This window comes from Brevibacillus agri (assembly GCF_004117055.1).
GTDB lineage: Bacteria > Bacillota > Bacilli > Brevibacillales > Brevibacillaceae > Brevibacillus > Brevibacillus agri.
Map to the genome: position 1 here is coordinate 1,319,089 of NZ_CP026363.1, position 26,464 is coordinate 1,345,552.

General features: G+C 56.5%; 18 protein-coding genes and 2 pseudogenes. 16 read left to right on the forward strand and 4 right to left on the reverse strand.

Features of this window, described 5'->3' with window-relative positions; translation table 11 throughout:
- Positions 1–14 precede the first annotated feature (14 nt).
- From addB to purU, 14 genes and pseudogenes are all read left to right on the forward strand, one after another.
- Positions 15–3,512: a helicase-exonuclease AddAB subunit AddB gene (gene addB / locus BA6348_RS06615; protein ID WP_025848337.1), complete on the forward strand. Its 3,498-nt coding sequence runs from the start codon at positions 15–17 to the stop codon at positions 3,510–3,512.
- Positions 3,481–7,311 (forward strand): helicase-exonuclease AddAB subunit AddA, encoded by a 3,831-nt coding sequence (gene addA / locus BA6348_RS06620; protein ID WP_122953279.1) that lies wholly within the window; start codon positions 3,481–3,483, stop codon positions 7,309–7,311. Before addB ends, addA begins: the two co-directional genes overlap by 32 nt.
- A 244-nt stretch (positions 7,312–7,555) precedes the next feature.
- Positions 7,556–8,017 (forward strand): DinB family protein, encoded by a 462-nt coding sequence (locus BA6348_RS06625; RefSeq protein WP_122953280.1) that lies wholly within the window; start codon positions 7,556–7,558, stop codon positions 8,015–8,017.
- A 331-nt stretch (positions 8,018–8,348) separates the two neighbouring features.
- Positions 8,349–9,765: pseudogene (gene bcaP, locus BA6348_RS06630) on the forward strand (branched-chain amino acid transporter BcaP).
- 108 nt (positions 9,766–9,873) lie between these two features.
- Positions 9,874–10,392, forward strand: coding sequence for a ribonuclease FAU-1 family protein (locus BA6348_RS06635; RefSeq protein WP_007783978.1), 519 nt, complete (start codon positions 9,874–9,876; stop codon positions 10,390–10,392).
- Between the two features lie 201 nt (positions 10,393–10,593).
- The gene (pyrH, locus tag BA6348_RS06640; RefSeq protein WP_007783980.1) at positions 10,594–11,328 is read left to right on the forward strand and encodes a UMP kinase; all 735 of its coding nucleotides are present in this window, start codon (positions 10,594–10,596) and stop codon (positions 11,326–11,328) included.
- 195 nt (positions 11,329–11,523) lie between these two features.
- On the forward strand, positions 11,524–13,722 hold the full coding sequence (locus BA6348_RS06645; protein WP_122953281.1) for a DNA topoisomerase III: 2,199 nt from the start codon (positions 11,524–11,526) through the stop codon (positions 13,720–13,722).
- Positions 13,723–13,832: 110 nt separating this feature from the next.
- A complete protein-coding gene (gene yyaC / locus BA6348_RS06650; RefSeq protein ID WP_242507457.1) occupies positions 13,833–14,474 on the forward strand; it encodes a spore protease YyaC in 642 nt (213 codons plus the stop codon).
- Between the two features lie 51 nt (positions 14,475–14,525).
- A complete protein-coding gene (locus tag BA6348_RS06655; RefSeq protein ID WP_025848353.1) occupies positions 14,526–14,825 on the forward strand; it encodes a PrpF domain-containing protein in 300 nt (99 codons plus the stop codon).
- Between the two features lie 396 nt (positions 14,826–15,221).
- Positions 15,222–16,412, forward strand: coding sequence for an HlyD family secretion protein (locus BA6348_RS06660; RefSeq protein WP_122953471.1), 1,191 nt, complete (start codon positions 15,222–15,224; stop codon positions 16,410–16,412).
- Positions 16,409–17,170, forward strand: a complete 762-nt coding sequence (locus BA6348_RS06665) for an ABC transporter ATP-binding protein (protein WP_025848357.1) — start codon at positions 16,409–16,411, stop codon at positions 17,168–17,170. The genes BA6348_RS06660 and BA6348_RS06665 overlap by 4 nt, the downstream gene beginning before the upstream one ends.
- Entirely contained in the window at positions 17,167–18,306 is a 1,140-nt protein-coding gene (locus BA6348_RS06670; RefSeq protein WP_122953472.1) for an ABC transporter permease, read from the forward strand. The genes BA6348_RS06665 and BA6348_RS06670 overlap by 4 nt, the downstream gene beginning before the upstream one ends.
- 17 nt (positions 18,307–18,323) lie before the next feature.
- On the forward strand, positions 18,324–18,995 hold the full coding sequence (locus BA6348_RS06675; protein ID WP_122953473.1) for a TetR/AcrR family transcriptional regulator: 672 nt from the start codon (positions 18,324–18,326) through the stop codon (positions 18,993–18,995).
- Between the two features lie 110 nt (positions 18,996–19,105).
- Positions 19,106–20,002: a formyltetrahydrofolate deformylase gene (gene purU / locus BA6348_RS06680; RefSeq protein ID WP_007784458.1), complete on the forward strand. Its 897-nt coding sequence runs from the start codon at positions 19,106–19,108 to the stop codon at positions 20,000–20,002.
- A 393-nt stretch (positions 20,003–20,395) separates the two neighbouring features.
- Here the strand turns inward: purU and BA6348_RS06685 are convergent.
- A pseudogene (locus BA6348_RS06685) lies at positions 20,396–20,629 on the reverse strand (helix-turn-helix transcriptional regulator); the annotation flags it as partial.
- Positions 20,630–21,179: 550 nt separating this feature from the next.
- Between BA6348_RS06685 and BA6348_RS06695 the strand changes: the two are divergent.
- Entirely contained in the window at positions 21,180–22,325 is a 1,146-nt protein-coding gene (locus BA6348_RS06695; RefSeq protein WP_005837477.1) for an IS4 family transposase, read from the forward strand.
- Between the two features lie 364 nt (positions 22,326–22,689).
- Here BA6348_RS06695 and BA6348_RS06700 read toward each other — a convergent pair whose 3' ends face one another.
- Complete coding sequence (locus BA6348_RS06700; protein WP_122953391.1) at positions 22,690–23,601, reverse strand: LysR family transcriptional regulator; 912 nt, start codon at positions 23,599–23,601, stop codon at positions 22,690–22,692.
- A gap of 118 nt (positions 23,602–23,719) precedes the next feature.
- Here BA6348_RS06700 and BA6348_RS06705 point away from each other — a divergent pair, with 118 nt between their 5' ends.
- On the forward strand, positions 23,720–24,940 hold the full coding sequence (locus BA6348_RS06705) for an MFS transporter (protein WP_122953392.1): 1,221 nt from the start codon (positions 23,720–23,722) through the stop codon (positions 24,938–24,940).
- Here the strand turns inward: BA6348_RS06705 and BA6348_RS06710 are convergent.
- Positions 24,903–25,598, reverse strand: coding sequence for an alpha/beta hydrolase (locus BA6348_RS06710; RefSeq protein WP_005835683.1), 696 nt, complete (start codon positions 25,596–25,598; stop codon positions 24,903–24,905). The two genes, BA6348_RS06705 and BA6348_RS06710, sit on opposite strands and share 38 nt — an antisense overlap.
- A 191-nt stretch (positions 25,599–25,789) precedes the next feature.
- Positions 25,790–26,446, reverse strand: coding sequence for a CoA transferase subunit B (locus BA6348_RS06715; protein ID WP_005835685.1), 657 nt, complete (start codon positions 26,444–26,446; stop codon positions 25,790–25,792).
- Positions 26,447–26,464 lie beyond the last annotated feature (18 nt).

Here is a 26,464-nt window from a genome sequence, read left to right on the forward strand (position 1 = left end):
GAAGGGGAAAAAACATGGCAGTCCAATTCATACTGGGACGGGCAGGCACGGGAAAAACGGAGGCGATTCATCAGCAGATTCAAAAGCGGCTGCGCGATACGCCGCTCGGCTCCCCGATGATTTTGCTCGTGCCGGAGCAGGCCAGCTTTCAGGAGGAATACGCCCTCGCCAACCTGCCCGGGCTGGGCGGCGTGATAGGGACCCAAGTGCTCAGCTTCGGCCGGCTGGCTCATCGGTTGCTGCAGGAGCTGGGCGATTTGACGACGGTGGCGGTCGACGATCTCGGGAAGCACATGGTACTGCGCATGCTTCTGGAGCGGCACAAGGAAGAGCTGCAAGTGTTTGGCCGTTCGGCCATGCAGCCGGGCTTCGCCTCTCAGCTTGGACGTTTGATAAGCGAGTGCAAGTCGTACGGCGTCTCTTTTGCCGATTCGGAAAACGTGGACTGGGGCGGAGCCAATCTCAATCAAAAAATCAGCGACCTGCGCCTGATTATGAACGCCTACGAAGGGTACATGGCAGAAGGGTACTGCGATGCTGACGATATTTTGAACCGGGTCGCTGTCATGGTGCGCGACTCGGCCTACATCAGACAGGCGGAAATTTTCATCGACGGCTTTACGGGCTTCACCAACCAGGAGTTGCGGCTGATCGAACAGTTGATGCTGCACGCCAAACAGGTGACGATTGCGCTCACCCTGGACCCGGACGAGCGCGACGCGTCTGTCGACGAGCTTGGGTTGTTCCACCCGACTTTGCGCACGTACCAGGCGCTGTCGCTGATGGCGCGGGAATCGGGCGTTTCCGTTGCCAAGCCGCTGCTGTTGACCGAGACGCGCCGTTTTGCCGACAGCCCGTGGCTGCGTCAGCTCGAACAGGTTTATTTTCAATGGGGGGCGCCGCCCGCAGTCGGCGAGCCTCGTCGCAATGATGAGGTTGCCTTGCTCTCTGCCGTGAACAGGCGGGCTGAGGTAGAGGCCGTCGCGCTGAAAATTCTCGCCCTTGCCCGAGAGGAAGGCTACCGCTGGCGGGACATGGCAATTTTGCTGCGGGAAATTGGCACCTATGCCGATGAGATTTCCGCCGTTTTTACCGATTACGGCATTCCGCACTTCCTGGACCAGAAGCGGACCGTGATGAACCATCCGTTGGTGGAGCTGGTGCGCTCGGCGTTGGAGGTCATCGTCACCAGATGGCGGTATGACGCAGTATTTCGCTGTTTGAAGACAGATCTGCTTACGCCAGACCTCGCCCATGAGCGCACGTCCCGCCAGGAGATCGACCGCTTGGAAAACTACGTGCTGGCTCACGGCGTCTTCGGCTACCAGTGGGCGGAGGAATCGGCCTGGCGTTTTCGCGGGCCGTCCGGTGCCGCCGAGGATGCGGAAGCAGACGAGCTGAGGCGCAAATACGCGGCTCCCTTGCTCGCTTTTGAAAAAGAGATGAAGCAGGCGGCAGGCAAAAACGTGCGGGAAATGACGGTGGCGCTGTACAATCTGCTGATCGCCCTGGACGTGCCGGGCAAGCTGGAATATTGGCAACGCAAGGCAGAGCAGGAGGGCGACCTCGATGCGGCACAGGTGCACGGCCAGGTGTGGACGGGTCTGGTCGAGCTGATGGACCAGGTCGTGGAGGTCATGGGCGACGAGAGCATGGAGCTGGCTACGTTTGCCCGCGTGCTCGACAGCGGTCTGGAAACGATTGAGCTTGGGCTTGTCCCTCCGGCCTTGGATCAGGTGCTGGTCGGGGCGATGGAGCGCTCCCGTCAGCCTGATGTCAAAGCTTTGTTTATTCTCGGGGTGAACGAGGGCATCATCCCTCTGCGCCCGAAGGAAGAAGGCATTTTGGACGAGGCGGAGCGCGAGCGGCTGGCGGAGATGGGCCAGGTGCTCGCGCCAAGCGCCAAGCAGAAGCTGATGGCGGAGCCGTACCTTTTGTACCAGGCGCTGACGCGGCCGTCCGAGCGGCTGATGCTGAGCTGTGCCCTGGCCGATGAGGAAGGCAAGGCGCTGCTTCCTTCCTCGGTGTTTTCGCGCATCAAGGAGGTGCTGCCAGACATCTCGCACCAGATGTTTTACAACGAGCCGACGGGCGAGGCGGACACAGATGCCTTTTTGCTCGGACAGCCGAGAAGGGTGTTCCGCCACTTGCTGACCTTGTTGCGCGCGATGAAAAAGACAGGCGAGCTGCCGGTGTTCTGGTGGGAGGTGTACGACTGGTTCGTCCGTTCCTCCCCAGAAGCATTGCGGGAAAAATGGCTGCTGTCCGGCTTGCGCTACCGGAATCTCCCGGACGGGCTGGACAGGCAGACGAGCACGACCTTGTACGGCAAGCAACTGAAAATGAGCGTGTCGCGCCTGGAGCGCTTTCAGGCGTGCCCGTTCTCGCATTTTTCCTCGCACGGGCTGAGGCTGTCGGAGAGAACGATGTACAAGCTGGAGCGGTTCGATGTGGGCGAGCTGTTCCACGCCTCGCTCAAGCGCGCGGTCGAAAAAATGAACGAGGAACATCTGGAGTGGAGCAAGCTGACGGAAGACCACAGCATGCAACTGGCGAGCGAGGTAGTGTCCGAGCTGGTGCCGCAGACCAGAAGCAGCATTCTCACGCGAACAGCGCGCTATCGCTTTTTGGCGGGCAAGCTGATGCGGGCGGTTGGCCGGGCGATCTACGTGCTGGGCGAGCACGCCAAGCGCAGCCGCTTCGCTCCGGTTGGATTGGAAGTTTCTTTCGGACCAAACTCCGACTTGCCGGGCCTCGTGCTCACCCTCGACAACGGCGTGGAGCTGCAACTGATCGGCCGCATCGACCGGGTGGACCAGTCGCTGGACAGCGAGGTTCCGTATTTGCGCGTGATCGACTACAAGTCAAGCCCCAAGCAACTGTCGCTGTCAGACGTGTGGAACGGCTTGAATTTGCAACTGCTCGTCTACCTGGACGTCGTCGTGGCAAACGCGGAGGAATGGCTGGGCAAAAAAGCCGAGATGGGCGGCGTCTTTTACTATCAGGTGGCCGATCCGTTTGTGACGGCGAAGCGGCTGCTGACGTCCGACGAGGCAGCCAAGGAGCGGGCGAAGCGCCTGCGGATGAAAGGCTTGATGCTCGCCGATCCCGAGTTGGCGAAAATGATGGACGGGTATGTAGAGCAGGGGCCGTCCGAGCTGGTTCCGTTTGAACTGAAAAAGGACGGGACGCTTTCTTCGCGTTCCTCTGTCGCTACAGCCGAGCAGTTCCAGACGCTGACGACGTATGTGCGCGACACGGTGAAGCAAATCAGCACGCGCATGACCGAAGGGGAAATCCAGATCAAGCCGTATTCCAACGGGACGATGACTGCCTGCGATTACTGTTCGTACAAGCCTGTGTGCCAGTTCGACGGGGAGACAGGCGGCAACGAGCACAGACAGCTTTCCAAATGGAACAACAAACAAATCTGGAGCATGCTGGCCGAGCAGCAACTGGCAGGAGAGGGAGGTGCTACCGATGGCGGAGCAACAAGTGCAGGCCAAGCCTGAACAATGGACGGATGAACAATGGCAAGCGATTATTCAGCGCGGGGGCAACTTGCTGGTAGCGGCTGCGGCAGGCTCCGGGAAAACGTCGGTGCTCGTCGAGCGGATCATCCGGCGCATCATGGACGAGAGCGAGCCTGTCGGCGTCGACCAGCTTCTGGTCGTGACCTTTACGAATGCGGCGGCAGCGGAAATGCGGCACAGAATTGGCGACGCGCTGCGCAAGGCGCTGAAAGAAGACCCGCATTCCGCCCACTTGCGGCGGCAGCTTGCGCTTCTCCAGCGAGCGACGATTACGACGCTCCACTCGTTCTGTCTGGGCATCTTGCGCCAGTACTACTACCTGATTGAGCTTGACCCGGAGTTTCGCATCGCCGACCAGATGGAGGGCGAGCTGCTGCGGCAGGACGTACTGGAGGAGCAACTGGAGGGCTGGTACGAAAGCGACCCGGACTTCCAGGCGTTGGCCGACATCATGCTGGACGGACAGGACGATCAGGCGCTGGCGACTTTGCTGTTGCGGCTGTACGAGTTTTCCCGCAGTCATCCGTCGCCTGAGCGCTGGCTTGCGGAAGCAGCCGACATGTTTGACATTCGCGCTGGGGCCGGTCTGGACGGGCTCGTCTGGGCGAAAAGCGTGCTGCGGTCTGTGGAGCTTTTGCTCGTCGGCATGGCTGGCAAGCTGCAGAGGGCGGCAGAGCTGGCAGCCTCCCCGGAAGGTCCGGCGGCTTATTTGCCGATGTTGGAAGCGGAAGCAGCGGCTTTGAGGCAGGCGGCTGCGGCTTGCAAGGAAGGTTGGGAGGCAGCGAGCCAGGCTATCCGTGGCGTTGCTTTTGCCAAGCTGCCGCCAGTCAAAGGAACCGATCCCGAGATCAAGGAGCAGGTTCAGGCGCTCAGAAACGGCGTGAAAAAGGAGCTGGCGGAGCAGATCGAGCAGTATTTTTCGATGACGGCCGAGCAATATGCCGCTGATTTGCAGCGACTGGCCCCGCACATGAAGACGCTGGCCCGGCTCGTTACCGAGTTTTCCGACGCGTTTCAGTTGGAAAAGCGGGCGCGCGGAATCGTCGACTTTGGCGATCTGGAGCATCTGGCCTTGCGCATTTTGACGGCAGCGGACGAAGCGGGCGAGGCGGTTCCTTCGCCGATATCGGAGCAGCTTCGCGAACAGTTCGCAGAAGTGCTGGTCGACGAGTATCAGGATATCAATCTGGTGCAGGAGACGATTTTGCGCATGGTTTCCCGCGACGGAACGAACGGTGCTTGCGCCAACCGCTTTATGGTCGGTGACGTGAAGCAGAGTATTTACCGTTTCCGTCTGGCGGAGCCGAAGCTGTTTCTGGAAAAGTACTTGACCTATCAAAAAGGCGCGGCAGGCGAGCAGGATGCGGACGATGACGCTCCGGGACGGCGGATCGACCTTGCCGCCAACTTCCGCAGCAGACGCGAGGTTGTGGATGCGGTCAACTTTTTGTTCAGGCAAATCATGTCGCCGGGCGTGGGCGAGATCGACTACGATCCGTCGGCCGAGCTGATTAACCGCGCCTCTTATCCCGAGGCAGAGCCGGGCAGGCTGCAGGCAGAGGTGCACCTGATTAACCGCAACGTCGAGCAAGAAGCGGGGCAGGAGGCGTCTGCAGAGGCAACGGAAGAGGCCGAGCTGGCGGGAATCCCCGAGGCGACAGGCGAATCGGGCGAGGAAGCGAGCGTCGCGCAACTGGAAGCGCGACTGATTGCCAGCCGGATTCGCCGCTGGATGGAGCCGGGCGAGGGCGAGTCGCCGCTGCTCGTGTTCGATAAAAAGGCAGGGGGAATGCGCCCGCTCGCTTACCGGGATATCGTCATTTTGCTGCGGGCTACGTCCGGCTGGGGGCAGACGATGCAGGAGGAACTGCATGCGGCGGGAATCCCCGTGTACGCCGAGCAGACGGCAGGCTATTTTGCGGCGACAGAAGTAGAGACGATGCTCTCGCTGTTGCGGGTGATCGACAATCCGTTGCAGGACATTCCGCTCGCTGCGGTGCTGCGCTCGCCTATCGTCGGCTTGCGCGAGGAACAGCTTGCCCAAATTCGCATCCAGTATCCGACGGGCCCTTTTCATCTCGCTGTCATCCAGTACGTGAAGGAGCGCCCGCCGCAGGAGTCGTGGGAAAAACGGCTGCGCCAGTTTTTCGCGAAGCTGGAAGGGTGGCGGACGCATGCGCGCAGGGGAGCGCTGTCTGAGCTGCTTTCCGTGCTGTACCGCGAGACGGGCTATCTCGACTACGTCGCTGCCCTGGAAAACGGACAGCAGCGGCAGGCCAACTTGCGTGCCTTGTACGACCGGGCAAGACAGTATGAGGCAGGCTCTTATCGCGGGCTGTTCCGCTTCCTGCGCTTCGTCGACAGGCTGCAGGAGGCGGGCAATGACATGGGCGAAGCGCGCACGATCGGGGAAAACGAGGATGTCGTGCGGATCATGACGATCCACAAGAGCAAAGGCTTGGAGTTTCCCGTCGTTTTCGTCGCGGGCATGGGCAAGCAGTTCAACACGATGGATTTGAAAAGCCAGTTTTTGCTGCACAAGGACCTGGGCTTCGGGCCGATGGCCGTGGAGCCGTCCATTCAGTTGCGCTACCCGAGCATCGCGGCGCTGGGCATTCGGCAGCAGTTGCGCCGGGATATGCTGGCAGAGGAAATGCGCGTGCTGTACGTCGCCTTGACCCGTGCGCGCGAGAAGCTGATTCTCGTCGGTTCAGCCAAAGACTTGGCGAAAAGCGTCATGGACTGGGGCAGACAAGGTGATGGCGAGCGGCTCAGCGACGAGGATCTGATCCAGGCCAAAGGCTATTTTGACTGGGTAGGCCGCGCCTTGCTGCGACATCCGGCAGCAGGCGAACTGCGCGCGTATCCTGCGAAGCAAGGCGCAGGCGAAGAAGTGCGAGTCAGAACCGTTCCCGATGACTCCGTCTGGTCGTTTCATTTTCATCAGGCGGACGAGCTGAAGGCGCAGCAGGAGGCCATGAGCGATGACATGGCACTGTGGGAGCGCGCGACCAGGCGGGAGGAGATTGCAGAACGGCCAGGCGACGAAGCGCTGCGCAAGCTGGTAGAAGCGAGACTGGGCTGGACCGACCCGCACCCGGTTGCCTCGCGCGTGGCGGCCAAATGGAGCGTCAGCGAGCTGAAGCGGCATGCCAAGGTCAGCAAAAGCGGGCAGGCGCTCACACTGCCTTCGATTACGGAAAAGCCGAAGTTTTTGGCGGAACAAAAATCGCACCGCCTGACAGCAGCCGAGAAAGGCACGATCACGCACCTGGTCTTCCAGCATCTCGATTTGCAGCGTCCGCTGGATGAGGCCGACATACGCGAGCAGGTGGCAGAGCTTGCGGCGCGCCGCTTTTTGACAGAGGAGCAGGTGCAGGCGGTGGATGCCGGACAAATTGCCACGTTTTTTGCCGACCCTCTGGGGCAGCGGATGAAAAGGGCCAAGGCGGTTCACCGCGAGCTGCCGTTTACGCTGGTGCTGCCCGCGCATGAAGTGGAGCCGGAGCTGGGCGAAGCAACTTCGGAGCGGATTATCGTCCAGGGTGTGATTGACTGTTTGCTGGAGGAAGACGACAATCGGCTGGTCTTGATTGATTTCAAGACTGACTGGATGGCCAAGGAAGCCTCATCCGAAGCAATCGAAGAGATGGAGCGCAGGTACAGCGGCCAGATCAGCTTGTACGTTCGGGCGATCAGGCAGATCATCAAGCCGTCTCAGGAAGTGGAGAGCTATCTGTATTTGCTTTCCGGCGGCTTCTCCATCCGGTTTACGTAAAGGCAGACAAGACTGCCGAGCATAAGAGCGCCGTTTTTGAAGCGAATCGAAAACGGCGCTCTTTGTCATGTGCGAAAACACGCTAACGCTCCCTCTGCAAAGTCGGGGGAACGGATGAAGTTGTGGGAGAGCGGGTGAAGTTCAGGACAACAGATAACAAAAGCGGCAAGCAGGCTGGATAATGGCGAACGTACGTGTTAATGTATAGAAAATATTGACATTTCAGTCTATGGGAGGATTCAGGGTGAAAAAGCTGTTGGCGTACAACTGGATGGTGCGGGATGAATGGTTTGCCTGGTGTGCAAAGCTGCCGGAAGAAGAACTGCTGAAAACGAGAGTGGGAGGCGCCGGGACGATTTTGTACACGCTGTTTCATATTGCAGATGTGGAGTACAGTTGGCTGCGGGCCGTACAGGGGAAGCCGGATGTGCAAGTGCCTTACGAGGAACACCAGTCGCTTGTGCAGGTAAAGGCGCTGGCGGCTCAATGGCGGGAAGAGCTGCGCGATTTTATCGAGGCTTGGACAGACGACTGGGAGCGGGAGCCTGTGCGCGTGGCATGGAGCGACAAGGAGTACGCCAAAGGGGAGATCATGCGGCATGTGATCGCGCACGAGATTCACCATATGGGGCAACTGTCGATCTGGGCCAGGGAGCTTAGCTATACGCCAGTCTCCGCCAATTTTATTGGCAGGAACTTGGTGTAAGGCAGCGAGTTTTGCGCGGACAGGGCGCATCACCCAGGACTGCTTCGTTGTAATTTTGCACCGGAATGCAGGCACGGCAAAAAGGAACCGCCACGCCAGAGTCAGTTTGTAACAAGGCAACGCGATTCGCGTCTTCGCTGGTGTGCACCAAAGCAACACATGCCCCTGCCAGTGCCAGTCCGCAACAAAGGCCACGCCGTCCACACCTTCGCGCGACTGCAACCATCCAACTTGATCCCCCATGCATAATTTTCCTCTTGCCTGCCCATACTCCAACTGTTTCGATTGAAGCTGCTGGAGTTGGAATGTCCGGGCGGGAGGCACGCACAATATGTCGTTAAAAGAACAGTTGTTGAGAAAAAAATCGGTTGCCAGCTTGATGGCACAGGTTGAGAGCAGGCAGCTCAAAAAAACGTTGGGCGCTTTTGATTTGACCATGCTTGGCATCGGCGCGATTGTCGGGACGGGCATCTTCGTTCTCACTGGAGTCGCTGCGGCCGAGCATGCGGGGCCTGCGCTGGTGCTGTCGTTTGTCCTGTCGGGGCTCGCTTGCGTATTTGCGGCGCTGTGCTATGCAGAGTTTGCTTCCACCGTCCCCGTTCCCCGTGTCCGGAAGTGCGTACACATACAGCTACACCGCGTTTGGCGAACTGGTGGCGTGGATGATCGGCTGGGACCTGATCCTGGAGTACGAGGTGGCTTCCGCAGCGGTGGCGAGCGGCTGGTCGGGCTATGCGCAAGGCTTGCTTGCAGGCTTCGGCATTCATCTGCCTGTCGCTTTGACGAATGCGTTCGACGCTTCTAAAGGAACGATCATTGACTTGCCTGCTGTTGTCATCATTTTTGTTATTACGCTTCTGCTCATGAAAGGGACAAGGGAGTCGGCCCGCTTCAACACGCTGATGGTCATTATCAAGGTCGCGGTGATCCTTTTGTTTCTCATCGTCGGGATCGGTTATGTGAAGCCGGAAAACTGGAGTCCCTTCATGCCGTTTGGCTTTGCCGGGGTCGCGACGGGCGCTGCGACAGTCTTTTTTGCTTTTATCGGATTTGACGCGGTTTCCACGGCCGCAGAAGAAGTGCGCAATCCGCAGCGCGACATGCCGATTGGCATCATCACATCGCTGCTGGTGTGCACGCTGCTCTACATCGACGTCTCCTTGACGCTGACCGGGATCGTTCCGTACGACATGCTCAATGTCAAAAATCCGGTTGCCTTTGCGCTCAACTACGTGAAACAAGATTGGGTAGCGGGATTCATTTCCCTCGGGGCCATCGTGGGCATCACCACTGTATTGCTCGTGATGATGTACGGACAGACGCGGCTGTTTTTCGCGATGAGCCGCGATGGTCTGTTGCCCGCCGTTTTTTCGCAGGTGCATCCGACCACGCAGGTGCCGCGAAAAAGTACGCTCATCGTCGGCATTTTGGTTGCGATCTTCAGCGGATTGCTGCCGTTGAACAAGCTGGCTGAGCTGACGAATATCGGGACGCTGTTTGCGTTTATTCTCGTCTCCATTGGCGTCGTCGTACTGCGCCGGACGAATCCGGAATTGCGCCGTGCGTTTCGCACGCCGTTCGTTCCACTCGTCCCGATTCTCGCCGTGCTTTTCTGCGGATACCTGGTCTACAGCTTGCCTGCTGTCACGAAGATCGGGTTTCTCGGCTGGCTGGCTGCAGGCGCTGTCGTCTACTTCCTGTACGGACGCAGGCACAGCCATTTGCGGGATGGCGAATACGGCAAATAGCAAAAAAACGAGGCATGTTCTCCTGGGGACATGTCTTTGTTTGCATCTGACAAAACCATCCAATTCGTGGTAGAGTAAAAGGAACCAAACTGACGAGGAGAACAGGCCATGAAGCGAAAACGAGCAGACCGACCTGGGTGGAGACGCGTCAAGCGAATGGGCTATCAGGAAAAGTGGGTAGAGGCTTTGTCTTTTTCCGGGTACGCTGTCCGTTTGACCCTGGACGAAGTAACCGAGCCCGCCTACATGCCTGTTGGTGAAAAACTGTTGTGCGTAGGCGACAGAGGGTATGTGTACCTGCAATACTTTCCGGATCAGAAGCCTTATGCCGTCACGAAAATGATGGACGAGCTTGGCAACACCGTGCAGTGGTACATTGATATTTGCAAGGCGCATGGCAAAGATGAGAACGGCCATATCTGGTATGACGATCTCTACCTCGACATTGTGGTGCTGCCGCAGGGCGAGGTTTATTTGCTCGACCAGGACGAACTGGACGAAGCGCTGCAAAAAGGAGTCATCGACAGCGACGAGCACAGCTTCGCGACGGAGGTGGCCGATCAGCTCCTGCGGGATATTTTGGCAGGCAAGCGGGATACCTTTGACTTTCCAAATTTCTTTGCATAAAGTGGGTGCTTTGCATAAAATGAGGAAGAGTTTGGAATGAATCCACATGCAGGAGGGGAAGCGGGATGCAAAAAAAGAGGATGCCAGCCGATTTCCCCTGTTTTTTCAAGAACGAAGGCAACTGTTGCCCTCGTTCTTTTTTTGGTAGAGGGAACCAAAGATTTCGAAAACGTAAAAGACAACGATCGAGGAGGAGGCGCCATGAAGTATAAGCGGGTGTTGGTCAAATTGAGCGGCGGGGCTGTCGCGCAGGAGAACGGGTTTGGATTTGACCCGGGACAACTGGAGCATATCGCGGGGGAGATTCTTTCCTTGCTCGACATGGGCGTCGAGGTAGCGATTGTCATTGGCGGGGGAAACATTTTTCGCGGCAACATGGCGGACCAGTGGGGGATCGAGCGGGTTGAGGCAGACAACATCGGGACGCTGGCGACTGTCATCAACAGCCTGATGCTGCGAGGCGTGCTGAAGGCGCGCGTCAACCGGGAAGTCAGAGTGATGACAGCCGTGCCGATCAATGCCGTCGCGGAGCCGTACATTCGCCTGCGCGCCGTGCACCATCTGGAAAAGGGCTACGTCGTCATTTTCGCGGGCGGAAACGGGCAGCCGTATGTGACGACAGACTATCCGGCTGTGCAACGGGCGCTGGAGGTGGAGGCCGACGCTCTTTTGGTCGCGAAACACGGGGTAGATGGCGTCTACACGGCCGATCCGCGCAAGGACGCGACGGCGAGACAGTACCTGGAGGTTTCCTTTGACGAGGTGGTCAGAAAAGACTTGCGCGTCATGGACCAGTCCGCGATGATTTTGGCGCGGGACCACGGCTTGCCGCTGCATGTGTTCAACTTCGACCAGCCCGGAGCGATGGCGCAAATTTGCCGTGGGGAGCAGGCAGGGACTTTTATCAGCCGGGAGCTGGAACCTGTCTTCAAATAAAAGCGGATGAGTTTGGCCCAACCGCTTACTGGGGCGCGGCGCAGAGCCGCTCTTCTTTTTGCCCGAAAGCGACAGCGGGTCACAGCCGCCGCCATTGCCAAATGCTGCAAAAGATTTGGCGTAACCCGCGTTCTCATCTACAATGGATGAGAACACATAGCAGGAATGTGAAGCAGATGTAAGGTGGTGTCACTGATGAGCAAAACGCTTGTGCTGGCGGAAAAGCCATCCGTCGGCCGCGATATCGCGAAAGTATTGCAGTGCCAGAAAAAAGGGAACGGCTTTCTGGAAGGAGATAAATACATTGTGACGTGGGCCTTGGGGCATCTCGTGACCTTGGCCGATCCGGAAGCTTACGGGCAGCAGTTCAGCTCGTGGCGAATCGAGGATTTGCCGATCATGCCGTCTCCGTTGAAGCTCGTCGTCATCCGCGAGAGCAACAAACAGTTTCAGACCGTGAAGCAGCAAATGCGGCGCAGCGACGTCAGCCAGATTGTGATTGCGACAGATGCCGGGCGCGAAGGCGAGCTGGTCGCCCGCTGGATTATCGAAATGGCGCATGTGCAAAAGCCGATCAAGCGGCTGTGGATTTCGTCAGTCACCGACAAGGCGATTCGCGACGGCTTCCGCAACCTGAAGGACGGCAAGCAGTACGAAAACTTGTACGCTTCTGCGGCCGCCCGCGCCGAGGCGGACTGGCTCGTCGGAATCAATGCTACTCGCGCCTTGACGTGCAAGCACAACGCCCAGCTCTCGTGCGGGCGCGTCCAGACGCCGACGCTGGCCATCGTCGCGGCGAGAGAAGAAGAGATTCGCCGCTTTACGCCCAAGCCGTTTTTCGGCCTGCGCGCCGTGGCAGAGCAGTCGGTTTCGCTGCAATGGCAGGACCAGAAGACGAAGGACGTCAAAACGTTTTCCAAAGAGCGGGCGGACCAGCTTCTCGCTGCCTTGAAGCAGGAAAAAAGCGCAGAGGTCGTGGATGTGACCCGCACGCACAAAAAGACGTACGCCCCGCAACTTTACGATCTCACCGAGTTGCAGCGGGACGCGAACCGGATGTTTGGCTATTCGCCGAAAGAGACGCTGTCCATCATGCAAAGCCTCTACGAGCACCACAAGGCAGTGACGTATCCGCGGACCGATTCCCGCTACCTCTCGTCCGATATCGTCGAGACGTTGCCAGACAGGATCAAGGCTGTGCAGATGAAGCCGTATGCGCCGCTCGCGGCGAGAATTTTGCGGTCGCCGATCAAGGCGGCGAAGTCGTTTGTGGACGACAGCAAAGTTTCCGACCACCACGCCATCATCCCGACGGAGCAAGCGGTGTTTCTCGGCGATTTGAGCGACAAGGAGCGCAAAATTTTCGACCTGATCGTGAAGCGCTTCCTTGCTGTGCTCTTGCCTCCTTTTGAATACGAACAGACGACGATCCAGGCGAAAATCGGCGGCGAGCTGTTCCTGGCCAGAGGCAAGACCGTGCTGGCCCAAGGCTGGCGGGAAGCCTACGACCACGATGTCGAAGACGAGGAAGGACAGGACGGACTGGCGGAGCAGTGGCTGCCGAAGATCGAAAAAGGCGATCGTCTCGCTATCCAGAGCATCGCGCAAACGAAAGGCGAGACGAAGCCGCCGGAGCCGTTTACAGAGGCCAGTCTGTTGTCCGCGATGGAAAATCCGGCGAAATACATGGCAAACGAAAGCAAGGAGCTAATCAAAACGATCGGCGAGACAGGCGGACTCGGTACTGTGGCGACGCGCGCCGACATCATGGAAAAGCTGTTTAACAGCTTCCTTTTGGAGAAGCGCGGCAAGCATATTTTCGTCACGGCAAAAGGCAAGCAGCTTCTGGAGCTTGTTCCCGACGAAATGCAATCCCCGACGCTGACCGCCCAGTGGGAGCAAAAGCTCGCCGCTATCGCCAAAGGAAGCCTGAACAAGCGCGCCTTTATCGAAGAGATGAAAGCGTACGCGCGAGAAGTCGTACAGGAGATCAAAAACAGCGACAAGACGTTCCGCCACGATAACCTGACGAGAAGCAAATGTCCGGAGTGCAGCAAGCTTTTGCTGGAGGTAAACGGAAAGCGCGGCAAGATGCTCGTCTGCCAGGACCGCGAATGCGGCTACCGCAAAAGCATTGCCAAGCAGACGAACGCCCGCTGCCCGAAATGCCACAAGCGGCTGGAATTGCGCGGCGAGGGCGAAGGGCAAATGTTGGTTTGCGCTTGCGGGCACAGGGAAAAGCTCTCGACGTTCAAGGAGCGCAGAGAGAAGGAAAAGGGCAGCAAAGTGTCCAAGAAGGAAGTCGCCAAGTATTTGAAATCGCAGGAGAAGGAGAGCGACGAAGGTATCAACTTCGCGCTGAAGGACGCGCTCTCCAAGTTCAAATTCGAGTAGGGAAGCACGTGCGCAGCAACTGACGAAAACCCTGGCCAGCCGTTTTGGCCGGGGGCTTTTCAGCTCCGAACCAGTCTGCGCCTAGGCTCGTGAAAGAAAAGAGGATGGACATGGGATTTTTCGGCAGCCGTAAAGAAGAAACAGACGCAAAAGCAACAGCAAGCGTCCTGTTGACTATCCATGACAACGAACGAACCATCCGGCAGGAAACCGCCGCGATGGCTGCGTTTCTGAACACGCTCATCCAGCAAGCGAGCCGGGAACAAAGAGAGGTCGTCTTTTTGTGCATCGGGTCGGATCGCTCGATTGGCGATGCGCTGGGGCCATTGGTTGGAACGATGCTGCTGGAGGCGGGTGTCACCCACCGCGTTTACGGAACGCTGGAGGAGCCGGTTCATGCCTTCAATCTGGAGCCGACCTTGAAGGCGATCAAGCGACAGTTTCGGCAGCCGCTCATCATTGGCATTGACGCCGGGCTGGGGGAGAAGGAGCAGGTTGGCGCGGTCATTTTGAAGGAAGGTCCGCTGCTTCCGGGGCGGGCTTTGCAAAAAATGCTGCCGCCTGTAGGGGACTATCGCATGGCAAACGAGCCTATCATGCCCGCCCCTCCATGTAAAGCCGCCCACGTAACCATCCGCCTGTTAAAAACCCATTTACACAAAAAAATTTACATTCCCAGAAATGGACTGCGAACGCTTAGTCATTCAAGAATCCCACCCGTACACCGCAAGCTGGAAGGCTTGCGGCTTTAGCCGTGGGAGTCTCAAACCGATCTGACTGGCACTTATCGCAAAGCGGCGGACATGGATCTCGCCATTCGCATGATGTCGATGCAAAAGCCGCACCAGGCGCTGGCGATCACGGGAGCGATCTGCACCACGGCGGCCGCTTTTCTGCCTGACACCGTCCTCTCCGAGCTGATCGACATCAAGCGGGAGGTGCTGCGGCTCGCGCATCCCGGCGGCATCATCGAAACGAAGGCGGAATTTGTCGCGGGCCACATCAGCGCAATCAAAGTCGTGCGCACGGCACGGATGATTTTGGAAGGGTATGTGTACACGAAAAGCCATTACGCGCTTGCTTCCCAGTCCCAGTTGGCGTAATGGGGGGAGAGCAGCCCGCGGAACGCCGCCGAAAGCCAGCGAAAGCCGCTGACGGATGCGCTGGTCGAGTGGCATCCCAGGTCCCGGCACTGCAGCAACAAAGAACGCTCCACTACCAAAAAACCTCCGCCAGCCAAAAACGCTCCGGTCGGACTGGGGACGAATCCCTGGTTCTGGCGGGAGCGTTTTTGGCTGTTGACGCGTGTTCACAAAATAAAAATTGCAAGTTAGGCGCAGGGGGCATATACTCACAGTAAGAAGTGAGTAATCACTCGCTTTTCGTGAAGTTCATCCGGCGAAGTGCATCATGATCTGCACAAAGAGGGCAAACTGCCCGTTTTTTTGGCCGTAAAAATAAAGTGATTACTCACTCATTACAGATGGGAGAGGTTCTGCATGAAACGTGTCTTGCGCGCTGTAAGTATCGGCAGCCTGATTCTCGCTCTGTCAGGCTGCGGCCTGCTCGGGGAAAAGCAGCAGCCACTGTCGGGGACAATCGAGGCGGATGAATGGCCGATCGTGGCCGAGGTAGGCGGGCTGGTGACGAAGGTGATCGCCGAGGAAGGTAGCGAGGTGAAAAAAGGCGAGGTGCTGGCGGAAATCGACCCGCGCAGCTACCAGATCAGCGTGGCGGAGGCCAAGGCCGCATGGGAGCAGGCGAGGGCCAGGCTGGAGGAAGCGAAGGCAGGCTCGCGCGACCAGACGATTCAGAAGGGAGTGGCCGCCGTTCAGCAGGCGAATGCCAGCATCCGTTTGGCGCAGGCGAGAAAAAGCCAGGCAGAGGCCGGAATTGCCCGGGCGCAGGAGCAACTGGCGCAGGCCGAATCGCAGCGCGCAGGAGCGGAGGAGACGCTGCGCTACCAGCAAAAGCGGCTGCAAGAGGCGACGGCCTTGTATGAAAAAGGAGCGATCTCGCAAAAAGATTTGGATACGCAAAAAGAGGCGGTCAGCCAGGCGACTACCCAGTTGAACCAGTGGACGGCACAGGTGGCGCAGGCCAAGGCGGCGTACCGTTCCGCCCAGGAGGACGCAGCTGCGGCGGCTGCCCAGGTCGGCACAGCAAAAGCCCAGCAGCAAGGAGCGCAAGCAGAGCTTGATCTGGTGCGGGCAGGCAGTACGGACTACGCCATCCGGGCACTGCTGGCAGCGGAGGAGCAGGCGCAGGCGAGGCTCGACCAGGCGATGCTGCAGCTTGAAAAGACGCGGATTGTCGCCGCAGAAGACGGCGTTTTGCTGCGCTCCTCCATCGAGCAGGGAGAGGTCGCCAAACCGGGGGCTACGTTGTTTACGATGATGAAGGCAGACCAGCTCAAGCTCGTGGTGTACATCCCGGAAGCGCAGTTGAATCGGGTGCAAAAAAGGCAGGAGGTCGGCATCAAGGTCGATGCGTACCCGGATGAGACGTTTACAGGCACGATCAGCCGCATCGCGGACAAAGCGGAGTTTACGCCGCGCAATGTGCAGACGCAAGACGAGCGGACCAAGCTTGTGTTTGCCGTCACGATTGACGTCGCTAAAGGCCAGGACAAACTCAAGCCGGGCATGCCTGCCGATGTGCTGCTGCCAGACGGGGAGGGAGGCCGATGAGCGCCGCCGCCATTACGTGCCAGCAACTGACCAAGCGCTTCGGAGAGCGGGTCGCCGTCAACAGCCTGACCTTGACGGTGCCAAAAGGCTCGATTTACGGCTTCCTCGGCCCGAACGGCTCGGGAAAATCGACGACGATTCGCATGCTGTGCGGGCTGATGACGCCGACGACGGGCAGCGGAACGGTGCTCGGCTATGACGTCATGACACAGAGCGAAGAGATCAAGCAACGCATCGGCTACATGTCGCAAAAGTTCAGCCTGTATGAAGATTTGACAGTGGAAGAAAACCTCGATTTTTACGCGGGCGTCTACCAGCTTGGCGCAGCAGAGCGGCGGAAAAGAAAGGCGGAGCTGATCGAAATGGCAGGGCTGACAGGCCGGGAGAAGCAACTCGCAGGCTCGCTGTCCGGCGGCTGGAAGCAGCGTCTCGCCTTGTCCTGCGCCCTTTTGCACAAGCCGGAGCTGCTGATTCTCGACGAACCGACGGCCGGAGTCGACCCGGTGTCGCGGCGCATTTTCTGGGAAGTAATTCACGAGCTGGCTGAGCAAGGAATTACCGTGCTGGTGACGACGCACTACATGGATGAGGCCCAGACGTGCGACTGGATCGGGTTCATTTTTTTCGGCAACCTGCTTGCGGAAGGAACCCCGCAGGAATTGATCGAGCAGATGGGCGCGGACAATCTGGAGGACGTGTTCATCGAGCTGGTGCGGCGCGAAGAAGCGCGGCAGGTAGCGGAGGGGGGAGCGCGATGAGACGGTTTGTCTGGGGGCGCTACTGGTCCATCGTCAAAAAGGAAGTGATCCAGATCAAACGCGATCGGCCCAGCCTGGCGATTGCGCTGGTCATGCCGCTGATGCTTTTGTTTTTGTTCGGGTACGCAGTCAACACGGATGTGAACGACATCCGCATGGCGGTCTGGAACCAGAGTCCGTCAGCCGCAAGCCGGGAGCTGGTCGATCAGTTCGTGCACACGAAAATTTTTCAGGCGACAGTGAGCGTCGGCGGCTACCGGGAGCTGGAGGCGATGCTGGACGAGGGGACGGCAGATGTCGGGCTGGTGATCGGGCCGGACTACACGCGGCAAAAAGACCGCGGCGAGCCAGCGCACATTCAGCTTCTCGTCAACGGCTCCGATCCGAACATCGCGCGCACGGCTGTGTCCAACGCCCAACTGATCGTGCAGCACCAGGCGATCAGCTTGCAGGAAAAGAAGCTGGAAAAGCAGGGAATGGGCGAGCTGACGCTGCCGCTTGCGCTGGAGACGCGCGTGCTGTTCAATCCGAATATGGAGAGCATCGTCTTCAATATCCCTGGCCTGATCGGGCTAATTATGCAAAACGTCACGATGATTTTGACCGCCTTTTCGCTCGTCCGTGAAAAAGAACGGGGCACGATGGAGCAACTCGTCGTGACGCCGATTCGCCCGCTGGAGCTGATGCTTGGCAAAATTACGCCGTATGTCGGCGTCGGGCTGTTTTCGTTTTGCCTCGTGCTCTTCGTTGGGACTGCCTGGTTCGGGGTTCCGGTCAAAGGAAGCATTGGCCTGTTGGTCGCCTTGTCCGTCCTGTTTCTCGTGACCACGCTGCTGCTGGGAATTTTGATCTCGACCGTAGCGAAGACGCAGCTTCAGGCGATGCAGATGGCCTTCGCGCTCATCCTGCCCAGCGTGCTTTTGTCCGGGTTCATGTTCCCGCGCGATTCGATGCCGGTCGTGATACAATGGTTAGGCGGGCTTGTCCCGTTGACCTATTTTCTGGAAATTTTGCGGGGAATCTTTTTGAAAGGCGTAGGCGCCGAGGCACTCTGGAAAGAGATCGTCGGGATGGGCGCATTCAGCCTGGTCATTTTGGCCGTTGCCATCGGCAGATTCCGCAAAAAGATCGAATAGAGGAGCGTAAACGTCGTATGAACAAGCCGCCGTCGTTTGAAGAGGGCCTGTTGCAATATGTGGAAGAGCTGAAAGACGAGAGCGAGATGACGGAAAAGCAGCGCAATATTTTGCGGGCCTCCGTTAAGCTGTTCGCGGAAAAAGGCTTCCATGCCAGCTCTACCTCGGAAATCGCCAAAGAGGCGGGAGTGGCTGAAGGGACGATTTTCCGCCATTACAAATCGAAAAAAGACATTTTGCTTGCCGTCGTGGCACCCGTGCTGGTGAAATTCGCGGCGCCGTTCATCCTGAAGGACGTGCGCGAGATCTTCAAGGAGCAGGCGCAAAAGCCGTTTGGCGAAATCGTCACGGAGCTGTACCGGAATCGCCTGAACCTGGTCGTCGCCAACGAAAAGCACATTCGCATCTTGCTCCAGGAGGCGTTTTTCCACGACGAGATTCGGGAAGCGCTGATCGCGACTGTCTTTAAGGATGCCAAACTGATGGCGCAAAAGCTGATCGAAGCAAAAGTGGCTGAGGGCGAGCTGCGTCCGCTGCCGAGCCAGGCGGTCTTTCGCGTCGTGCTGTCTGCGATGATCGGCCTGGTGCTGTTTCGCCAGGTGCTGGACGAGGACGATTATGCAGCCTACAGCGATGAAGAGCAAATTGCTATGACCGTCGATATTTTGCTGAACGGGGTTGGAAAATGATTTTTTATCGATAAGCAAGCGTTTTCTCTCAAATTGCCTCTAGAAAATCCGCCGAGGAATGGTATAATTGCAAACAACTTTTTGCTGTTTGCTTTTGGAGGAGAGAAACCATGCATTTGTTATCAGAGAGAGAATGGCTCGCGTATCGGGAAAAAAACAAAGACCGAGCGCGCATGCTGATTTCCTGCCCGGACCGTGCGGGGATCGTGGCGGCGGTCTCGAATTTTTTGTTTCAGCAGGGCGCAAACATCGTCCAGTCTGACCAGTACACGACTGACCCGGAGACAGGCCGCTTTTTCATGCGGATTGAATTTGATCTGGTCAACCTGCAAGAGCGCTTCGAGGCGATCAAGGCGGAGTTCGGTCAGGTAGCCGACAGCTTCGGCATGGACTGGTCCCTGGTCGAAGCGAACAAGCGCAAAAAGGTTGCCTTGTTTGTTTCCAAAGAAGACCACTGTCTGCTGGAACTGCTGTGGCGCTGGAAGTCCGGCGAACTGCACGCGGATATATCCGTTGTGGTCAGCAACCATCCGGACATGCAGGAGACGGTGGAGTCGTTTGGCATCCCGTACCGCTGCATTCCGGTGACGAAGGAAAACAAGCCGCAGGCGGAACAAGAACAACTGGAAGCGGCAGCGGGCGTCGACCTGATCGTCCTGGCGCGCTACATGCAGATTTTGTCCCCGCGCTTTCTTACGGACTACGCGATGCGGATCATCAACATCCACCATTCGTTCCTCCCTGCCTTCGTGGGTGCCAAGCCTTACGAGCAGGCGTATCGCCGCGGCGTGAAGCTGATCGGGGCGACCGCGCACTACGTCACCGAGGAGCTGGACGCAGGTCCGATCATCGAGCAGGACGTGCAGCGCGTCTCGCATCAGGAGGATGTCGAAGCGTTGAAGCAGCTCGGACGCCAGGTGGAGCGCACCGTGCTGGCGCGCGCCGTCCGCTGGCATCTGGAAGACCGTGTGCTGGTGTACGGCAACAAGACGATTGTGTTTCCGTAAACACGATAGAGGGCAAAACGGCTTCTTGTATGTGGTTTGGCCAAGCAGGAAAAAGCTTCCCCGGGGAGGGAAGCTTTTTTTGTGCGCCATGCATGGCGACTAACTAATGGAAAGTGCGTTTGAGTTACATTTGCTGGTCCCTTTGTAAATTCGGTTAAAAGAACGGTGTACGAGAGATTTTCGCTTTACTGGTAATTAGTGGTATAATATACACGCCCTTCAAAAAGAAAAAGGGGTGCCGATTTTTGGAAAAAACAATATCAATCTTCCTAGGCTTTTTGATTGGGTTTGTATTCAGTTTTTTTTAGAAATTCCAGTCGTTATTCAAAATTTTATCGAGTTCATAATAATGGTGATATTTGGATACTTAACTATAGCCTTCAATCATCCAAAGGTTTTTTCGCGATAAAGGTGCAAAAGGTAAATGGGATAAGTCGTTATTCCTTTCTCTTCATTGATTGTAATCCATACATATCTGTCTAAAAGAAGCGTTTGGATAAGCTTTTCTAACATGGGATGCGGGAGGTCCGACAGATCAAGAAAGTCGGGGGTATTCGGGTTGGTCTCTTCAAAAAGCAGGATCTGATTCAAGTGAACAAGGTCATCTTGCTGTTTTTTCGAGTTAAGTGAACTTGAAATAAATTAAAGATTTTTAGGACCATTCCATTAGTAAATAATTTGGAATTTGAAAGAAAAAGAGCCCTCTTGGTACGGTGCGAGGTGTCCGCAAGTTGCGTAACTAACGGACACCTATACACTGAAAAAGCTGTTTGCGGAAACTCTGCAGTCGTTGCTAGAAACGGAACTCAACACGGAATTCGACTATGAAAAGCATGATGCAGTCGCAACAGGAAGACCGAGAAGACAGTAACGAGCGAATACGGGAGGTGAATATCACGGTGCCACGGCGCATAATGGTGAATTTGAGTTCGTTATCGTTCCAGTCAGAAATTGAGAAATGGTGAAAGAGCGAGAATGAATGAGAAAAACCTAATTTATATATGGGGAGGGATTCTCTTGGATTTAAATATTACTGTTCACTAGCGTTGCATTAATCTTTTCATACCATTCAAAATCATCATAACTTTCAGCGTTCAAGTGTTCTCAGGCATAAAAAAATCCTTTACACTGGAAAGGTCAGGTAGTTCCTGTCCAAATCCAACGCAAAGGATAGACCATGGACAAGAATACCCTATTTTCTTCATTTGGTAAATACATTTCACCCATTAATATTGTGAAATTTCAACAACGGATAGACGAAACGGATCAGGACAAGTACGTGAAAAAGTTAACGACCAAAGCATATCTACTCCTGTTTTTGCATGCTCAACTTCAGCAACGAGAAGGACTCCGAGCCATTGCAGATGATGTTTTATCAAAGAAATTCCAGCGAGAGTTAGGACTGTCGTCGATTAGTCCCGCTCAGCTTAGTCGCAAAAACAATCGAGTAGATCCAGCTTTGCTTGAAGAAATATTTGTTGACCTTGTAGGGCAAATTCAGAGACACTCGGGCAACACGTATTCCCTTCGAAAAGACATGAAAATCATTGATTCTACAACGATTGGGCTGTGTTTGCAGAAGTACAAATGGGCAACTTTCCGTAAAACCAAGGCTGGCATCAAACTTCATCTTCGTCTCGTCTTTGCCGACCAGGGGGATGTGTATCCTGAAAAAATAACCATCACGGGTGCCAAGTCCAATGACCGCACTCAAATGGAATCGTTGATTGATGAGATCGGTATGATGTACGTCTTTGATCGAGGGTATGTGGATTATGAAAAATTTGATGAATACACGGACAAAGGCATCTTTTTCGCTTCTCGTCTAAAAGATAACGCCGAAATCCGTCATCTTTATGAATTCAAAATCCCCTTGGAAAGCTCCGTTTTATCGGATTCCATGATCCTTCTTGGAACGCCTCAAAAGCGGGTAGATAACGTGCTGCGACTCATTGAAACGCTTGATTCGAAGGGAAATCTCATTCGAATCATTACGAATCGGTTCGACCTGGAAGCAGAAGAACTCAGCGACATCTATCGTTGGCGTTGGCAAATTGAGCTGTTTTTCAAGTGGATAAAGCAGCATGTAAAGATCAAGAACTTCTATGGAACGAGTGAAAATGCGGTACGAAACCAAGTATTACTCGCACTCATTGCCTACTGCCTGTTGCTCCTTGTCAAACTGGAACAAAACAGTCAGCACAGCTTGTTGCAGATCAGGAGATGGCTAAAAGTGTTTCTTTGGCAAACGTTCGAACAATGGATAGGTAGAATGAATTACCAGTCCAAACGAACATCCAGAGGGCGACAGAAAAGGAATTAGGTATTGGTTGCTGTTATCACGATTGTAATAAATGTATAAAACTACCAAATGGACAGTGGCTACCTTTTGCTTGGTTGCTGCCGTTTTTGGTTGTGTAGCTGAAAATGTCATTCAGAATACTTTGACAAATTACGAACGCATTTTTTATGCAACGCTAGTGATTACTGTTGCATTTATTATTTTGTTCGTCATTTTGCTAAGTATTTTAAATACACTGAAAAAAATCAACTCATCAGTCGAAACATTAAAGAACAAATTAACAAATAAGAAAGATTAGCGTATCGAGTATTCAGTGAATATTACCGATCTGTCCAGGAAGTTGATTTTGACTGGCTTTCTGGAGCAAAAGCTGGTCCATTAACTACTATGGATCAGCTTTTTTATCTGGAGCGGCAGTCCCTAAAACCATCCCCAAAAACCGCTCCACCACCGGGCGATGGCTGACTTCCTCCTCGCGCGTGCAGATGTAGACAGGGCGCTTGATCTCCACGCCGGGGACGGTCACGCGCCCGATTTCGTTGCGATCGACCATTTCCTTGACGGCCAGCGCAGGGGCAAGCATCGTTCCGTACCCTGCGCGTACAGATTGGATCGACTCGACCAGCCCGTGGTATTGCAGCCCGACGCGCGGGCGCTTGACGCCGTGCTCGCGGCAGAGGGAAAACAGCCATTCCCGCGTCGAGCTGCCTTGCTCCCGCAGCAAAAACGGCTCCTGCACAAGCTGATCCATGCTCACCTCTTTGCCTGCATACGGGTGATCGGCAGGCAGGATGAACCAGTAAAGCACATCGGTCATGTGTACGCGCCGGACGGGCAGCTCGTCCCACGATTCCTTGATGACGATGGCCAGATCGACCTGCCCGCCGAGCAAAAGCTCGATAGACTGGGCGGAGTTGCGGGTGCGGATTTCCACATCGACCTGTTCGTACTGCCGCTTGAATGCGGCGAGCCACTTGGGCACCAGATAGTGGGAGGGCAGGTAGGTGGAAGCGATGCGCAGTTTGCCCTTTTTGCCCTGTTTGATCTCTGCGAGCTGCCACTCGATCTCGCGCTCCCAGTCGTAAATGCGGCGGGCTTTTTCCAACAGGAAGCGGCCTTCGTCGGTCAAGGCAATTCCCCGGCCGCGAGGGGCGACGAGCGCAACGCCCAGCTCGTTTTCCAGCTTGCGGATTTGCGCGCTGACCGCCGGCTGGCTGATTGCGAGGGCAGCGGCGGCTTCGGTCACGCTTTGGCGCAAGGCTACCTCCACAAAAATTCGCAAGGCATGCAGGTTCATTTTGCTCCTCCATTCATAACTGTTGTTTATGAATTGCGCAACAATATGTATTAGATCCGATGAATGATTCCTTGTATGGTAATCCATAGGACGACGGGAAGTAAAGGAGCAAAAAGAGATGAGAGAAATCAGCGGGAAAACGCAGGTCGTCGCGGTTGCATTGGTGACGGCGCTGTGCATGCTCGGAGATTCGATGTTGTATGTGGTGTTGCCGCTCTATTGGCAGGAGGCCGGGCTTGGTTCGCTGTGGGAAGTGGGCGTGCTGTTGTCGATCAATCGCTTCGTCCGGGTTCCGCTCGGGCCGCTCGTCGGGAAGTGGTACGAGCGGACGGGAGGGCGCGCCGGACTGGTTCTCGCAGTGGTGCTTGCTTTTGTGACGACGCTGTCGTACGGCTTCCAAGGTTTTTGGCTGTGGCTTTTGATGCGCTCTTTGTGGGGCGTCGCCTGGACGTTTTTGCGGCTGGGGGCGTATTCCTTGATTGTGGCTGTCGCAGACGAACATAACCGCGGGCAGTTGATGGGGCTGTACAACGGCCTGTACCGTCTCGGCAGCCTGGGGGGAATGCTCGTGGGGGCGCTGTTCGCCTCCTGGTACGGCTTGCTGCCGGCTTCGCTTCTGCTCGCCTGCTGCTCGCTGTTTGCGCTGTTGCTCGTCTTTCTCTACATTCGCCCGGGCTTTACCAACCGGACGGCGGCAGCCATAGAGGAAGGCGGGGAGTCGCGCAGGCTGAGGCTATGGCGGCAGGCGGCCATGCAAAAGACCATGCTGACCGCGCTTATCGTCACCATGGTTTATCAAGGGATGTTTGCGTCCACGCTGAGCAGGCTGGTAGAGCAGCGGACACCGTTTCTCGCGCTCGGGGGCATCGTGCTGGGAGCTGCCGTGCTCGCGAGCCTGGTGCAAGGGCTGCGCTGGTGCTGGGAGCCGTGGGCCGCGCCTGTTGTCGGCAGGCTGGCGGATCGGTACGGCAGAAGGAAAATGTTTGCCGCCACCCTTTTTGCAGGCGCGCTGCTGTTTGCGCTCATTCAGGCGGGGGTGCCGCTTGGCGCGTGGTTTGCGGTGCTGCTCGGCATCCAGTTGACCGCGACGATCATCACCACGGTGATGGACACGCTCGCGGCAGATGAAGCAGCCAGGCATGCGAACAGCACAGCGGTAATGACGTTTTATTCCGTCATCACAGACCTGGGAGCAGCCTTGGGACCGCTATTCGCCTTTTGGCTTGATGAGCATGCCGGGCTGTCCGTCATGTACGTCGGGCTTGCCGCAGCGCTTCTGCTTATAGCTGCGGCGTGGAGCGTCAGACAGAGACGGGAGAGTCTGGAAAGCGCTCCTTGAGCGCAGCGAGGACGCGAGCGATGGCCGCTTCCTTGTCCGGGCCGTGCAGCAGCATGTGATTGGAGTGCTCGTACCAGGTGATTTGCGGCGAGGCGGATTCGTCTACGCTTTTGGCGAGAAGCTGTGCGCTGATGGCATGCACCGTGTCGTCCCGCTTTGCCTGCAGCAAAAGGTACGGGGTCTTGATCTGGCCCAGGAGCGGCTTCGTTTCCGACAAAAGTCGGCGAAACTCCAGCATGCTGCTGACAGGGATTCTGCCGATGCTTCTTACGTAGCGGCGCGAATGGGTAGGGAAGTCCTCGCGCAAGTAGTGTATGGCTTCCTTTACGTCCCAGTACTTGTACGGCGTATTGATCGTAATCAGCAGCTCGACAGGGTAGCGGGTCGTCAGATGAAAGGCGAGCAGGCCGCCCATGGAAAACCCGATAATGACGATCGTGTCTGCGCGCATGGAGAGGCGTTTGTAGCCTTCCTCCGCAGAGCGCAGCCAGTCTTTGCGGGTGCTTCGGGCCATTTGGCGGCGAGTCGTCCCGTGCCCTTCCAGAGTGGGACACTCGACCTGGTAGCCAGCCTCGCGCAGCGCTTTGGCGAGAGGCAAAACGTCGTTGATGTCTCCGGCGAATCCGTGGATGAGCAGACAACCGACTGTTCCTGACATCGTAATCTCTTCCTCTCAAATGTTGGGAATTTGCTTTGTGTACGTATTATATACCGAATGCGGGCGAGAAGCGACTGCGCGGGTGCAGCTTGCGAGTGAAAGCAAAAAGGCCCCATCCCGGTAGGATGAGGCCGATTTTGTGAAAGCGGCGAGCAGGAATGAAGCTGTCAGGTGTAGGGCTGGTCAAAAGGTTACAGGCCAATCGTTTTCAGCTCTGGCGAAATGAGTAGCTTCGGTTCTGTGCACGCCTGGATGTCTTCTGGCGTATAGCCTTCCGCGACTTCGACCAAAAGCAGGCCGTCCGGTGTCACATCGAGAACGGCTCTGTCCGTGATGATCCGGTTGACTACTTTTTTGCCAGTGAGCGGGAGAGCGCACTTGTTCAAAATTTTCGTTTCGCCATGTTTGTTGACGTGGTCCATGATGACGACGATTTTTTTCGCGCCGTGCACGAGGTCCATCGCTCCGCCCATCCCTTTGACCATCTTGCCGGGAATCATCCAGTTCGCCAGATCGCCCTCGGCAGAAACTTCCATGGCTCCAAGAATGGCCAGGTCGATGTGCCCGCCGCGAATCATCGCAAACGACTCGGCGCTGGAGAAGTAAGCCGCGCCGGGAATCGCCGTGACGGTTTCTTTTCCGGCGTTAATCAGATCGGGATCGAGTTCGTCCTCGGTCGGATAAGGGCCGATTCCGAGCAGGCCGTTTTCCGATTGCAGCACGACGGTTTTTCCTTCCGGGATGTAGTTGGCGACGAGTGTAGGCATCCCGATTCCGAGATTCACGTAAAAGCCATCCTCGATTTCTTTGGCAGCCCGAGTGGCAATTTGCTCACGAGTAAGCGACATATCTGTTTCCTCCCTTGA

Bases quoted from the DNA above. Each gene is read 5' to 3' on its own strand.
- BA6348_RS06655 (WP_025848353.1), top strand. From the start codon at position 14,526: ATGGATCTCGCCATTCGCATGATGTCGATGCAAAAGCCGCACCAGGCG.
- BA6348_RS06660 (WP_122953471.1), top strand. From the start codon at position 15,222: ATGAAACGTGTCTTGCGCGCTGTAAGTATCGGCAGCCTGATTCTCGCT.
- BA6348_RS06710 (WP_005835683.1), bottom strand. From the start codon at position 25,598: ATGTCAGGAACAGTCGGTTGTCTGCTCATCCACGGATTCGCCGGAGAC.
- BA6348_RS06700 (WP_122953391.1), bottom strand. From the start codon at position 23,601: ATGAACCTGCATGCCTTGCGAATTTTTGTGGAGGTAGCCTTGCGCCAA.
- pyrH (WP_007783980.1), top strand. From the start codon at position 10,594: ATGAAGTATAAGCGGGTGTTGGTCAAATTGAGCGGCGGGGCTGTCGCG.
- addA (WP_122953279.1), top strand. From the start codon at position 3,481: ATGGCGGAGCAACAAGTGCAGGCCAAGCCTGAACAATGGACGGATGAA.
- BA6348_RS06715 (WP_005835685.1), bottom strand. From the start codon at position 26,446: ATGTCGCTTACTCGTGAGCAAATTGCCACTCGGGCTGCCAAAGAAATC.
- BA6348_RS06670 (WP_122953472.1), top strand. From the start codon at position 17,167: ATGAGACGGTTTGTCTGGGGGCGCTACTGGTCCATCGTCAAAAAGGAA.
- BA6348_RS06675 (WP_122953473.1), top strand. From the start codon at position 18,324: ATGAACAAGCCGCCGTCGTTTGAAGAGGGCCTGTTGCAATATGTGGAA.
- BA6348_RS06645 (WP_122953281.1), top strand. From the start codon at position 11,524: ATGAGCAAAACGCTTGTGCTGGCGGAAAAGCCATCCGTCGGCCGCGAT.
- BA6348_RS06635 (WP_007783978.1), top strand. From the start codon at position 9,874: ATGAAGCGAAAACGAGCAGACCGACCTGGGTGGAGACGCGTCAAGCGA.
- BA6348_RS06695 (WP_005837477.1), top strand. From the start codon at position 21,180: ATGGACAAGAATACCCTATTTTCTTCATTTGGTAAATACATTTCACCC.
- BA6348_RS06665 (WP_025848357.1), top strand. From the start codon at position 16,409: ATGAGCGCCGCCGCCATTACGTGCCAGCAACTGACCAAGCGCTTCGGA.
- addB (WP_025848337.1), top strand. From the start codon at position 15: ATGGCAGTCCAATTCATACTGGGACGGGCAGGCACGGGAAAAACGGAG.
- yyaC (WP_242507457.1), top strand. From the start codon at position 13,833: ATGGGATTTTTCGGCAGCCGTAAAGAAGAAACAGACGCAAAAGCAACA.
- purU (WP_007784458.1), top strand. From the start codon at position 19,106: ATGCATTTGTTATCAGAGAGAGAATGGCTCGCGTATCGGGAAAAAAAC.
- BA6348_RS06705 (WP_122953392.1), top strand. From the start codon at position 23,720: ATGAGAGAAATCAGCGGGAAAACGCAGGTCGTCGCGGTTGCATTGGTG.